The sequence below is a fragment of the Petrotoga sp. 9PWA.NaAc.5.4 genome (genome assembly GCF_002895485.1).
Taxonomy (GTDB): domain Bacteria; phylum Thermotogota; class Thermotogae; order Petrotogales; family Petrotogaceae; genus AZRK01.
In genome coordinates this window covers 1-13947 of the sequence record NZ_AZRK01000045.1, presented here as the reverse complement: position 1 = coordinate 13947, position 13947 = coordinate 1, and the positions used below count along the sequence as shown (strand labels likewise).

Below are 13947 nucleotides of genomic sequence, written 5' to 3'. Positions count from 1 at the left end.
AAGTAGAAACTTTAGAAATGAAAATTTTCAAAAAATAAGGTTTTGAATTTAAAACGGGTCCAGGGCGGAGCCCTCCTTCCTCTTCTTCGATATGTATAGTAAAGAATTTAAAAAAATAGTTAACTTGTCAAAATTAGAATTGCATAAGCATTTTATAAATAAAGATTTTAGAAAATAATCTTTTGAATTTAAAACGGGTCCAGGGCGGAGCCCCCTCCCTCTTCTTCGATATGTATAGTAAAGAATTTAAAAAAATAGTTAACTTGTCAAAATTAGAATTGCATAAGCATTTTATAAATAAAGATTTTAGAAAATAAGTTTTTGAATTTAAAACGGGTCCAGGGCGGAGCCCCCCCTCTCCTTCAATATGCGTATCGAAAAAGGTAAACACTAAATTATCTATAAAATATGAATTTTGGAATTTCTAAGGACAGTAAAATATAAATTCATAGGAGGTATGAAAAAATGAAAAAATGGAAAACCTTATTTTTTATGTCATTAATTTTATTGTTGTCTTTTAATGTTTTTGCTGCGATATCAGATACAGTAAGAGGAGCTCGAATAGCAATTGAAGAATTGTTGAGTAAACCAGATAGTGGAGCTTTTTTACAATTAGTAGAACAAGCCGAGGGACTTGTCATATTCCCAACATTTTATAAATTAGGTTTCGTTGTGGGAGGCCAATACGGAGAAGGTATCGTTCTCAGAAAAGATCCAGAAAGTGGAGAATGGTATGGTCCTGCTTTTGTAAATATTTATGGTTTAAGTTGGGGTGCTCAAGCAGGAGTTCAATCAGCTTCTCTTGTGTTGGTAGTAATGAACGAAGAGGGTATAAACGGATTTATGGGCAATAATTTTACTTTAGGAGGTTCTGTAGGAGTTTCAGCCGGTCCCTTAGGAAGGCAACTCTCTGCAGATGTTGATTATAAGCTTAAGGCATCTATATATTCTTATTCAGTTTCGAAGGGATTTTATGCGGGTGTTTCTGTAGCAGGAGCTTACATAAGAACAAACGATAATGCTAACGAAGCCTTTTATAGGCAACCTCTTACACCTGAACAGATCTTGAAAGAGAAAAAGGTGGATGGAGAAGCTGAGCAACTCATAAAACTTATTGAAAAAGCAATTAGTGATAGTAAGTTAAAAGATAAACAAGAGTTATAGAGAAATAAACTTTTGAATTTAAAACGGGTCCAGGGCGGAGCCCTCTCCTCTCTGGCTATAAGTACCAAAAGAGTTAAAAATTTATATCTTGTAAGGATTAGATAGACACTTTAGAAATGGAGATTTTTCTGAAAATGAACTTTTGAATTTAAAACGGGTCCAGGGCGGAGCCCTCTCCTCTCTCCTTAGCTACACGTAACGAAAAAGTTAAAGAAATAGTCAGTTGGTCAAAATTAGAGTAGTGAAGGTATTTTTTGAAAAAAACTAAACGTCAAAATATTTATAAAATATGAATTTTGGAATTTCTAAAGATAGTAAAATATAAATTAAAAGGAGGAAAAAAGCTATGCCTTATGTTAACACAAAAGATATTTTGGAAAAAGCTAATAAAGAGTATTATGCAATAGCTGCTTTCAACATTAACAATTTAGAGTTTCTTCAGGCTATAGTTGAAGCAGGTATAGAAAAAAGGTCTCCTATCATAATTGAAACAAGTGAAGGAGCTATGAAATATGCTGGATTAGGAGATCCTTTAAGAGGAGCAAGGATTTTTGTAAAAATGGTTAGAGAATTTGCCGATACTTTAAATATACCAATTTCTTTACATCTTGATCATGGTAAAGATTTTAAGTATATAATGGCTGCTATAAAAGCTGGGTATTCGTCGGTAATGATTGATGCATCTGATAAACCATTTGAAGAAAATGTGAGAATAACAAAAGATATAGTAAGAATAGCTCATGCAGTAGGGGTTTCTGTTGAAGCAGAACTTGGAAAATTAGCAGGTATAGAGGATAACGTTTTTTCGGCTGAGAATGTATTAGTAAATCCTGATGAAGCTAAAAAATTTGTTGAAGAAACTTCTGTGGATTTTCTTGCTCCTGCTATTGGGACTTCTCATGGTGCTTTCAAATTTAAAGGAGAAGCGAAATTAGATTTTGAAAGATTAAAGAAAGTTAAAGAATTGACAGGCATTCCATTAGTCCTTCATGGTGCTTCAAGTGTTGTTCAAGAAATGGTCGATATAGCAGAAAAATATGGTGCTGATTTTGGTGGGTCTAAAGGTGTCCCTTCAGATATATTAAAAGAAACAGTTAAACTTGGAATAAATAAAGTAAATACAGATACAGATCTTAGAATGGCTTTTATAGCAGGGTTAAGAGAATTTCTTCATAATGATTCGAAAGAATTTGATCCGAGAAAATACATGAAAACAGCGAAAGAGTATGTTAAAAAAGTTGTTATAGATAGAATGGAGCTTTTAGGTTCTGCAGAAAAGGCCTAATATAATAATTAGATGCCTACTTAAGATAGATAAATTTGGTTTAGATTATGTAGCAACTTCCCTTACAAATAGGGAATTATAAAATATTGGAGGACGTCACATGAAAATATTGGTAATAAATTCAGGCAGTTCCTCTTTAAAATATCAAGTACTGGATATGAAAACTGAAGAATGTTTGGTAAAAGGGATAGTAGAAAGAATAGGTGAAGACCAATCTGATATAAAACATAAAAATAAAGAAAAAATTTGTGAAAATGATAAAAAGATAAAAGATCATGAAGAAGCGTTAAAAGAAGTAATGAAATTGTTGATAGATCCAGAATACGGATGTTTGAAAGAGTTAAGTGAAATAGATGCTATAGGTCATAGAGTTGTACATGGAGGAGAAAAATTTTTCTCGTCGGTTCTAATAAATGATGAAGTTATAGAAGCTATAGAAGAAAACTCTGACCTCGCTCCTTTGCATAATCCACCCAATTTAACAGGAATAAGAGCGGCAAAAAAACTTTTACCTGGCGTTCCACAAGTTGCGGTTTTTGATACTTCTTTTCATCATACGATGGAACCAAAAGCTTACATGTATGGTTTAGCTTATGAATTATACGAAAAATATAAAATTAGAAAATATGGATTTCATGGAACAAGTCATAGATATGTCAGTCAAAAAGCTGCTGAAATATTAGGAAAAGATATAGAAAGTTTAAAAATAATAAGTGCCCATTTAGGAAACGGAGCTTCATTAGCAGCAGTAGATAAAGGTAAAGTTATAGACACTTCCATGGGATTTACACCATTAGAAGGTTTAATAATGGGAACAAGAAGTGGAGATATAGATCCAAGTATTCCTTTGTTTCTTTTAAGAAAAGGATATACTATAGATGAAGTTGATGATATATTGAACAAAAAAAGTGGACTAACAGGTTTGAGTGGAATAAGTAACGATATGAGAGACATAAAAAAAGCGATAAGGGAAGGAAATAAAAAAGCTAAATTGGCATATGATGTATATGTATATAGGTTAGCTAAATACATAGGAAGTTATGCAACTATACTAAAAAGGTTTGATGTATTGATATTTACAGCAGGAGTAGGAGAAAACAATCCAGAGATAAGAAAAGATGTGTGTGACTATCTCGATATATTTGAATTAAAATTAGACGAAGAAAAAAATAACATTTTAAATAAAGAAGATAGAATTATATCAACTTCCGATTCGCATGTAAAGGTCTTAGTAATAAAAACCGATGAAGAGTTGATGATTGCTAAAGATACTAAGAAAATAGTAGAAAAAATGGGTAAAAATTAGTAATCAATAAAAAAACCGCCTTATTTAAAGGCGGTTTTTTTATTAGTTTTCGACAATATCTTTAAGTTGTGCTACTCTGTTTGGGTGTCTTAACTTCCTTAAGGCTTTAGTTTCAATTTGTCTTATTCTTTCCCTTGTAACATTGAAAAATTGTCCCACTTCTTCCAATGTTTTTTGTTTACCGTCTAAAAATCCATATCTCATTTTTAGCACCAACGCTTCTTTTGGACTTAAAGTATCGAGGACTTCTTCTATTTTTTCTCTCAAAATCATCCTTTGTGCTTCTTCTTCGGGAGTAGTATCGTCTGTACTTACAAAATCCCCTGCTTCAGATTCTTCATCTTCTCCAGTACCGTTCGAAATTGGAGAATTTAAAGATAAAACTTCTTTTGCGCTCATCAAAATTTCATTGATTTTATCTTCTGGTTTTTTCATTATATTGGCAAGTTCTTTGGCAGAAGGATAATCTCCATTTTCTTGTAAATATTCTCTTATAACTTTATTCATTCTATTAATAGTTTCCACTAAGTGCACAGGTATTCTTATGGTTCTTGCCTGATCAGCTATAGCCCTTGTAATAGCTTGTCTTATCCACCAAGTCGCATAAGTAGAAAACTTGAATCCTTTTTTCCAATCAAATTTATTAACAGCTTTTATTAACCCGATATTTCCTTCTTGGATTAAATCTAAAAAGCTTAAGCCTCTTCCGGTGTATCTTTTGGCTATACTTATAACCAACCTTAAATTTGCTTTGATAAGCTCGTCTCTCGCTTTTTGGTCGCCTTTTTGAGCTCTCATAGCAAGCTGTCTTTCACGAGATGGGCTTAAAAGATCTACTTTACTTATTTCTTTTAAATAAATTTTTATTGGATCACCTAAGGAAATATTATCATACATTTTTAATTCAGTATCTCCAAATAATTCTTCTATTTCTTCATCTTCTTCTTCATTTTCAACAAGAGTATCTTTCATATCTGTTTCCATATCATCATCTTCAATTTCATCCATAATTTCTATTCCCTCTGCCTCTAATGTTTCGTATATTTTTTCAATAAAGTCACTATCTATTTCATCAGATATTTCAGCAGGGATAGCCTCGTCTATATCAGAATAAGACAATCTATTTTCATTCTTTTTAGCTTTATTTTTGAGTAATTCTATGATTTTATCTACTGAAGGAATATCATTATTATCCTTTTTCATTTTAACCTTTACCGCATTTCCTTCTTCTTTTAAATCATCAAAATTCATAGTTTCTATGCTCTTAATAATCTCTTTTTCCTCTTTTTGAGATATTTTAGTCTTAGCCATCTTTTCCCCTCCCTTCACAATTTGGGAAAAACTATTTTTATGTTTTGTTTGAAAGTAGATTTTAAAATCTTGGCATAAAAGCAACCATTTATTTAGACACAATATATCTAAAAATGTTCAAAATGTTTTAAGCCTTATAATAAATTTTTGTAAATTATAATTTAATTTTATAATTTCCGAATAATTTCTAAAGGATAGTCTTTCAAAACACTAATCGCTTCTTGACTATCTAATCCAGCAGAAACAGCTATTTTAAAGGCAAACTCATAATCTAAAAAATCATTTGGTCCATGTCCATCGCTGTTTACTAACAATTTAGCCCCAAATTTTTTGGCTAATTTGCAAACATGTCCATTAGATAAACTGTGTCCTCTTCTTGCACTGAGCTCTAAAAAAATACTATTTTTTGCAGCTTCTTGGACGTCTTCTTCAGAAATTAATCCTGGATGAGCCAATATATCCACATACTTTGACCTTACCGCATAATAATTTGTTTTTTCTATAACAGGTTCTACAATAGTTTCTCCATGTACAACTACAATTTGAATCCCTTTTTCTTTAGCATATTTTGCTAAACTGTCTATTATTGAAGGTGGAACATGTGTGATTTCAACACCAGCGAGTATTTTTATATCAGTAAAATAAGAACCTTCTTTTTCTATAAACTTATTCAAGTTATCTATAACAAAATCAATATTTGATTCATCAACATGATCTGTTATAGCAATTGCTGAATATCCATGAATTTGTGCATGTCTTATTTGCTCGCTGCATATTAGTTCTCCGTCACTTAAAATTGTATGTGTGTGAAAATCATATATTTTATGCATTCTTGATCCTCCTTACATTATTTTTAGTTATTTTAGAAATTCTAAGTTTAAATTTTTTATAAAGCGCTATAATTCTAATAATTAGTAACTGTTTATTTTTTTAATTTGGTTGATGCTTCAACCGAAGTAGAGGGGGGCTCCGCCCTGGACCCGTTTTAAATTCAAAAGCTTATTTTCAGAAAAATCTCCGTTTTTAAAGTGTCTATCTAATCCTCACAAGCTATGAATTTTTTAACTTTTTTGGTACTTGTAGCCAAGGAAGGGGGGAAAGGGCTCCGCCCTGGACCCGTTTTAAATTCAAAAGCTTATTTTCAGAAAAATCTCCGTTTTTAAAGTGTCTATCTAATCCTCACAAGCTATGAATTTTTTAACTTTTTTGGTACTTGTAGCCAAGGAAGGGGGAGAGGGCTTCGCCCTGGACCTGTTTTAAATTCAAAAGCTTATTTTCAGAAAAATCTCCGTTTTTAAAGTGTCTATCTAATCGTTACAAGCTATGAATTTTTTAACTTTTTTGGTACTTGTAGCCAAGGAAGGGGGGAGAGGGCTCCGCCCTAGACCCGTTTTAAATTCAAAAGCTTATTTTTAGTGAATACTATGTTTATCAATATTAATTTTTAATAACAAATATATAAATTTGAAAACAGAAAGAGAAAATACTATAAAAGTAATTTTTAAAACTAAAATACTGTATTTTTGACACTTAATTTCAAAATAAAAAGCTTATTTCAGCTGTAAAAAGGCATAATTTCCAAAAATTTTATAATGATAAATTTTGTCAAATTAACATAGGAATACATATTTTTAACTATATTAAATATAAAGGTAACTTAACCATGTTGAAGATTAACATATTTTGTTTTATAATATTAATGAAAATGAGAAAGATCCCCCTATCCCCCTGAGATAAACCCAAACCTTCTTGCCGGATCCGAAATGGATCCGGTTTTTTTTATGTTATAATATTATACCATAAATAAGTTTTTGAATTTAAAATGAGCCCAGAGCGAAGTCCCATTGTCCTTGCCAAAGTTGTGTTAGGTTGAAAGTCTGACAAGTTGTGGCATATTCTTGGCTATAAATACCAAAGAAGTTAAAGAGATGCATAATTAGTGAATGTTAGTTAGGAACTTTAAAAATGTAAATTTTCTAATATAGAATCTGAGTTTTAGAATTTCTAATGAGTATATATAATTTATAGATTTTAGAAAAGAGAATTTTTTAAAAATAAGCATTTGAATTTAAAATGGGTCCAGGGCGGAGCCCTCTCCCCCTTCCTTGGCTACAAGTACCGAAAAAGGTAAAGAAATTAGGAATTAGTAAGGATTAGAAGCGGGGAGGTATTTTGTAAAAAGTTAAACGCTGAAATATTTATAAAATGTGAAGTTTAGAATTTCTAATGAGTATATATAATTAAAGAGGAGAGATCGAATAGATGATTCACAAATTCAATGATATAACCCCTGAAATTTCAGAAGATGTTTTCTTGGCTCCTGATTGCCAAATTATAGGAAATGTAAAAATAGGGAAAGGCTCAAGTATATGGTTTAATACGACTTTAAGAGGTGATATTGGCCCTATAAATATTGGTGAATATACCAATATTCAAGATAATAGTGTTGTACATATTGATTCTAATTTTCCTGTAATTATCGGGAATCGTGTAACCGTAGGGCACAACGCCATAATTCATGGATGTGAAATTGCTGATAATTGTCTTATTGGTATGGGTGCAATAATTCTTAATGGTGCAAAAATTGGTGAAAGTTGTTTAATAGGTGCTGGAACTTTGATAACTGAAAATAAAATTATACCACCGTATAGTTTGGTTATAGGAGTACCTGGCAGGATAGTTAGGAACTTAACTGAAGAAGAAATAGAAAAACTTAAAAATTCTGCAAAAGAGTATTATAATCTTTCAAAAAAATATCTTTTGAAATAAAACTTTAAAAAATTCTTATTTCTATAAAAGTTACATCACTGTTTAAATAATTTTATGTACATTAAGTGGCGTTTAAGATATACATTTTAAGTGATTTTATTGTTGACTTAAAGTTGACAAATATGGTAGAATTTAATCAAAACAGTAATTAAAGAAAAACTGTATAAAAACATAAAACTTAAGAAGTTTAGAAATGATAATTTTCAGAAAATAAGCATTTGAATTTAAACTGGGTCCAGGGCGGAGCCCTCTCCCCTTCCTTGACTACAAGTACCGAAAAAGGTAAAGAAATTAGGAATTAGTAAGGATTAGAAGCGGGGAGGTATTTTGTAAAAAAATCAACGCTAAAATATACATATAATAAGGATTTTGGAATTTCTAAAGTGAATATAATAAAATTTTTGAGGAGGAAAAGGGATGTCAGCTTTGTTAGAAATTAGAGATTTAAAAGCGAAAGTAGCGGAGGAAGACATTGATATATTAAAAGGGGTAAACTTAGTTATTAATAAAGGCGAAATTCATGCTATTATGGGGCCAAATGGTTCGGGTAAATCGACGTTATCTCATGTTATTATGGGAAATCCAAGGTATAAAGTTACATCTGGAGATATATTATTTGAAGGCCAATCTATTTTAGGGTTATCACCTGATGAGAGAGCAAAATTAGGAATTTTTCTTTCTTTTCAAATACCTGAAGAAGTTGAAGGAATTAAAATGAGGCAGTTTTTGATAAGCTCTTTTAGAAATGTTAATCCAGATGATAAAGTTACGGTTTTGAATTTAAATAAAAAGATTTCAGAACTTGCCAAAGGGCTTGATCTTAACACTGATTTTTTAGAAAGATATATAAATGTAGGATTTTCTGGTGGTGAAAAGAAAAAAAGTGAAATACTGCAAATGGGACTTTTACATCCTAAACTATGTATATTAGATGAAATAGATTCGGGCTTAGATATAGATGCTTTGAGAATCGTTGCTGAAAATATAAACAAATTTAAAACTGATGATATGAGTATATTGTTGATCACTCATTATCAAAGAATTCTGAATTATATAGTTCCAGATTTTGTTCATGTTTATATTGATGGAAGAATAGTAATGACTGGGAATGAAGATTTGGCGCAAGAAATTGAGAATAATGGTTATTCAATAGTGGAAAAAGAATTAGGTATAACAATTTCCGAATCTGAGGAGTGAAATTATGGCTAAAGACAAAGAGATAAATTTGGAAGATTTATTGATAGATCAAAGCAAGTTCGATTTCAGAAATCCGGAAAAGTATGCTTATAAGACAATTCCGGGTTTAAACGAAAAGGTTGTTCAAGAAATATCGGAACAAAAGCAAGAGCCAAAATGGATGAGAGATCTTAGGCTGAATTCTCTTCATATCTTTGATACATGGAGAGATCCAAGGTTTGGTGTTGATGTAACAGATTTGGATGTAAGTAAGATAGTAGCATATATACGTCCGAATGCAAAAAGGTCTTCGTATTGGGAAGAGTTGCCTTCTGAAATAAGAGAGACATTTGATAGACTTGGAATACCTGAAGCTGAGAAAAAGGCTTTAGCTGGAGTAGGAGCTCAATATGATTCTGAAGTCGTTTATCAGAATATTAAAAAAGAGTTAGAAAATTTGGGCATTATTTTTTTGGATATGGAGAGTGCTGTAAAAAAGTATCCTGACTTGGTAAAAGAATATTTTATGAAAGCAGTTGCTCCTACTAACCATAAATATGCGGCTTTACATGGTGCTGTGTGGAGCGGTGGGACCTTTTTATATGTTCCAAAAGGTGTTAAAGTGCCGTTACCTCTTCAAGCGTACTTCAGAATGAACAATGCAGGAATGGGCCAGATGGAACATACTATAATCATTGCTGATGAAGGTAGCGAGGTAGTTTTTATTGAGGGATGTTCGGCTCCTTATTATGAAGTAACTAACTTGCATGCAGGAATGGTTGAAATATACGTTAAAAAAGGTGCAAGGGTGAAATATGCTACAATACAAAATTGGAGCAAAAATACATACAATTTAAATACAAAAAGAGCTATAGTAGAAGAAGATGGAATTATGGAATGGGTTTCAGGATCGCTTGGAAGTCATAAAACAATGATTTATCCTTCTTCTATACTTAAAGGAAAAGGTGCCAAGACCGAAACTAAAGCTATTACTTATGCTGGTCCAAATCAACATATGGACTCTGGATCAAAAGTATTCATGTTTGCACCCTATACAAGCGCTAACGTTGATGCAAGGAGTATAAGCATAGGTGGAGGTTGGGCTTTTTATAGAGGTTGGTTGAAAATAGGTGAAAATGCTAAAGGCGCTAAAGCTTCTGTTGCTTGTCAAGCTCTTATGCTTGATAACATTTCAAAAAGTGATACAGTTCCTCTCATTGAGGTATATACAGATGATGCAGATGTTGGGCACGAAGCACGTATTGGAAGAATAAAAGAAGAACAAATATATTACTTAATGAGTAGAGGGCTTAGTGAAGCAGAAGCCAAGGCTATGATTGTTAGAGGTTTTGTGGAACCATTCGCAAAAGAATTGCCTCTTGAATACGCTATAGAATTAAACAGACTTTTGAATTTGGAAATAGAATCATCAATAGGGTGAGGAGTGAATATCATTGGATACAATATTTGAAAAAGCAATAGATATGAGACATAACAACTTAAAAGCAGTTGAATGGCAAGTGCCTCAAATAAAACCTAAAAGAGATTATGGAGAATTTGAATTTCAATCTTCATTGGAGCATATATCAAGCGATTTATTAAAAACATATAAGAGTTATAGATATGAAGCATATAAAAATTGGGGCTTTCCTAAATGGAAAAGATCAAATCTAAATGGGTATGAGCCTTTAAAATATGTTTCTGTTGTTCCTGTGAGTGTTAAAGGAAAAATAAAAGGAATAAACGGAATCGATGAAGAAGGCATAGAAATACTTGCAAAATATGATTTTGAGGGTGCCCACAGGAAATTTCTTTTAATGGCGGAAGCCTTTTCTAATACAGGATTTTATTTAAAAACTGAGGAAGGAGAAAGTTTAGATCCCGTTATAATTAATTATGATTGGAAATTTCCTATATATGAAACCTCTGTTTACAATATAAAGCCGAACTCTCGAGCAACTGTTATAAGAATTGTAAGATCTAAGAACTTTGAAGAAGGGTTTAAGACTACCTCTAATAGGATTATTATCCATGAAAATGCTTCTTTTGAATTGATAAACATTAATCTAAATGGTGATAACGATATCAATATTGACAATATTTTGTTAGAAGTAAAAGAAAATGCTCATGTAAAAGTCACAGATATACAGGTTGGAGGTAAAATTTCAGCACCTCATATAGTTTTTAGATTATCAGAAAAAGGAGCTAATGCTTCACTTTACCCTTATTTTCTTGGAAGCCGTAAAAATGTAATAGATATGCTTTATTTATTGAGGTTCTATGCTCCTGAAACAGTAGGTATTATAAACGGGAAAGGAGTTATAAAAGACGAATCAAAAGCCATATTTAGAGGATTCCTCGATTTGAAAAGAGGGGCAAAGGAAGCGAGTGCGTCGGAATCAGAATATACGCTTACTCTTTCAGAAAAAGCTAAAGCGGAGGCCATCCCGAGCCTAATAGTAGATGAAAACGAAGTAAACGCTGCCCATGCTGCAAGTGTAGGAACTATAGAAAAAGAAAAATTATATTATCTTATGACACGTGGATTTTCTTTAGAAGAAGCAAAAAGACTCATAGCTTACGGTATATTCGAGCCGGCTATAGAAACAGTGAAAACTTTTGTGGAAGACATAAGTCAGGAGGTAAAAGATGCTGTCTTCCAAAGAATATAAAGAGTTATTTCCTGCCTTAAAAAGAAAGATAAATGGACATGATTTAATTTACCTTGATAATGCAGCGACTACTTTAAGATCTAAAGAAGTTATGGACGCTGTATGTGAGTATAGTTTAAATCATCATGCTAATGTTCATAGATCTTCTCATACTTTAGCTGCTGAGGCTACCAAGATGTACGAAGATGCAAGAGAGAGAGTTGCAAATTTTATAGACGCAGAAAATGAAGAAATAATTTTTACAAAAGGTGCGACCGAATCAATAAACTTAATTGCGTATTCACTGGCTACATCTAAGATTATTCAACCTGAAGAAGAAATCCTTATAACAACTTTGGAACATCATGCTAACTTTGTTCCATGGCAGCAGATAGGCAAAATTTTTAATATAAGAGTAAAATACTACCAAGCAAAAAATGGGATTTTTAATTTTGACGATTATTTAACATATATTTCTCATAAAACAAGGGTAATAAGTATAACCGCGGTTTCAAATGTTACAGGACAAGTAATTCCGATAGAAGAATTAATAAGTAAAGTTAGACAAATCAGAAAAGATATAATAATTGTCGTTGATGGAGCTCAATCTGTTCCACATCTTCCAACAAACGTAAAAAAAATGGACGCAGATTTTTTGGTATTTTCAGGCCATAAAATGCTTGGCCCCACAGGAGTTGGGGTTTTATTTGGTAAAAAAGAGTATTTAAATAAGATAAACCCTTTTTTATTTGGCGGTGAAATGATAGATAAAGTTACTACAAAAGATACATCTTTTAATATCTTACCCTATAAATTTGAAGCTGGAACACCTAACGTTGATGGTGCGGTAGGTTTAGCTAAAGCAATAGAAATATTAGAAGATATAGGAATGCAGAATATTAAAGAACACGATAAAATATTGACTGATTATGCAATAGAACAATTAAAGTTATTGAATTTTTTGGAAATTTACGGTCCAAAAAACGAAAGCCAATGTTCCATCGTATCTTTCAATGTGAAAGGAATTCATCCACATGATGTATCCCAGCTCTTGAATGATTTATACGGAATAGCCATAAGAAGCGGGCATCATTGTGCTCAGCCGATAATGGAAGAGTTGGGAGTAAAATCGACCTGCAGAATAAGTTTTTACATATATAATGAAAAAGAAGACATTGACAAACTTATATTAGGATTAAAAAAAGTTTGGGAGTGGTTAAAATAGGATTAGAAGATTTATACTCAGATATAATTTTGGATTACGCAAAAAATAGTAAGTACAAAAAAGAAATATCTTCTGCGAGTAAATCCGAAGGAAAGAACATGTCTTGTGGCGATGAAATTACTTTATTTGTAAAAGTAAAAGATGATGTTATAGAAGAAATTTCTTTTCTTGGCCATGGTTGTATCATAAGTCAAGCTTCGGCTGCAATGATGTGTGAAATATTAGAAGGAAAAACATTGCAAGAGGCAACGCAAATATTTGAAGAGGTTATAAATATGTCTCAAGGCAATGATTTTAATAAAGAATTAATCGATGGAGTGGGAATTTTTTCTGATATATCAAACTTTCCAATGAGAACAAAATGTTTTACTTTAGCATGGCATACCTTTGAAGAAGCGCTTAAAAGCTACCATAACAGGAGTGAAAAATTATGATAATAGATTTAAAAAATATAAAAAACATCGCATTAATTGGTGCCTCGCCAAATAAAGAAAAATTTGGATATAAAATATTTAAAGATCTAACAAAAAAAGGATACACAGTCTATTTAGTAAACCCCAATCATGATGAAATTGAAGGAATAAAAACTTACAAATCAATAAAAGATCTTCCTAAAGAAAAAATTGATTTGATGGTTTTTGTTATTCCACCCCAACTTGGAATAAAAATCCTTAAAGAAGCATATGAAGTAGGATTCAGAAAATTTTGGTTTCAACCAGGAGCAGAATCAGAAGAAATTGAAAATTATCTTGAAGGTTTAAAAGATGTCGATTATTCTTTAATAAAGTGCATAATGGTTGAGACAAGTAAATTATTATAAAATTCGATTAATTCTTGCCCGCAAAAATTTTCATTCAAATTTATAAATGTAAAAGTCCGGCCTGATTCCCTGTTATTGGAGAATAAATAAAGAAATCTTACTTTTATCATTTCCTTTTTGTTTCCTTATCCAGAAGATGAAACAAGAGGGATTTTTATTTTACAGTCAAAACTTTCGCTATTATGGTATAATTTAATTAGATATAAACTCAAATCCTACAACAAAAGGAGAAAATGATGG

General features: G+C 31.7%; 12 protein-coding genes. 10 read left to right on the top strand and 2 right to left on the bottom strand.

The window, feature by feature from the left end; all coding sequences use genetic code 11:
* Positions 1-465: 465 nt before the first annotated feature.
* From X924_RS09790 to X924_RS09780, 3 genes are all read left to right on the top strand, one after another.
* Positions 466-1164 (top strand): lipid-binding SYLF domain-containing protein, encoded by a 699-nt coding sequence (locus X924_RS09790; RefSeq protein ID WP_121958737.1) that lies wholly within the window; start codon positions 466-468, stop codon positions 1162-1164.
* 346 nt (positions 1165-1510) lie between these two features.
* Positions 1511-2449: a class II fructose-1,6-bisphosphate aldolase gene (gene fba, locus X924_RS09785; RefSeq protein ID WP_121958736.1), complete on the top strand. Its 939-nt coding sequence runs from the start codon at positions 1511-1513 to the stop codon at positions 2447-2449.
* Between the two features lie 100 nt (positions 2450-2549).
* Positions 2550-3755, top strand: coding sequence for an acetate/propionate family kinase (locus tag X924_RS09780; protein WP_121958735.1), 1206 nt, complete (start codon positions 2550-2552; stop codon positions 3753-3755).
* A gap of 42 nt (positions 3756-3797) precedes the next feature.
* On the opposite strand, the gene rpoD is transcribed toward X924_RS09780, so the two are convergent.
* Both rpoD and X924_RS09770 read right to left on the bottom strand, forming a co-directional pair.
* Complete coding sequence (gene rpoD, locus X924_RS09775; RefSeq protein WP_121958734.1) at positions 3798-5066, bottom strand: RNA polymerase sigma factor RpoD; 1269 nt, start codon at positions 5064-5066, stop codon at positions 3798-3800.
* Positions 5067-5233: 167 nt separating this feature from the next.
* Complete coding sequence (locus X924_RS09770) at positions 5234-5896, bottom strand: histidinol phosphate phosphatase domain-containing protein (protein ID WP_121958733.1); 663 nt, start codon at positions 5894-5896, stop codon at positions 5234-5236.
* Positions 5897-7328: 1432 nt separating this feature from the next.
* Here X924_RS09770 and X924_RS09765 point away from each other — a divergent pair.
* The 7 genes from X924_RS09765 (at position 7329) to X924_RS09735 (ending at position 13707) form a co-directional block, all read left to right on the top strand.
* On the top strand, positions 7329-7835 hold the full coding sequence (locus X924_RS09765) for a gamma carbonic anhydrase family protein (protein WP_121958732.1): 507 nt from the start codon (positions 7329-7331) through the stop codon (positions 7833-7835).
* A 417-nt stretch (positions 7836-8252) separates the two neighbouring features.
* Positions 8253-9032, top strand: coding sequence for a Fe-S cluster assembly ATPase SufC (gene sufC, locus X924_RS09760; RefSeq protein WP_121958731.1), 780 nt, complete (start codon positions 8253-8255; stop codon positions 9030-9032).
* A 4-nt stretch (positions 9033-9036) separates the two neighbouring features.
* The gene (gene sufB, locus X924_RS09755) at positions 9037-10452 is read left to right on the top strand and encodes a Fe-S cluster assembly protein SufB (protein ID WP_121958730.1); all 1416 of its coding nucleotides are present in this window, start codon (positions 9037-9039) and stop codon (positions 10450-10452) included.
* A 13-nt stretch (positions 10453-10465) separates the two neighbouring features.
* A complete protein-coding gene (locus X924_RS09750) occupies positions 10466-11683 on the top strand; it encodes a SufD family Fe-S cluster assembly protein (protein ID WP_121958729.1) in 1218 nt (405 codons plus the stop codon).
* Entirely contained in the window at positions 11661-12887 is a 1227-nt protein-coding gene (locus tag X924_RS09745) for a SufS family cysteine desulfurase (RefSeq protein WP_121958728.1), read from the top strand. The genes X924_RS09750 and X924_RS09745 overlap by 23 nt, the downstream gene beginning before the upstream one ends.
* Positions 12875-13321, top strand: coding sequence for a Fe-S cluster assembly sulfur transfer protein SufU (gene sufU / locus X924_RS09740; RefSeq protein WP_233186638.1), 447 nt, complete (start codon positions 12875-12877; stop codon positions 13319-13321). The genes X924_RS09745 and sufU overlap by 13 nt, the downstream gene beginning before the upstream one ends.
* A gap of 2 nt (positions 13322-13323) precedes the next feature.
* Positions 13324-13707, top strand: coding sequence for a CoA-binding protein (locus tag X924_RS09735; protein ID WP_121958757.1), 384 nt, complete (start codon positions 13324-13326; stop codon positions 13705-13707).
* Positions 13708-13947 lie beyond the last annotated feature (240 nt).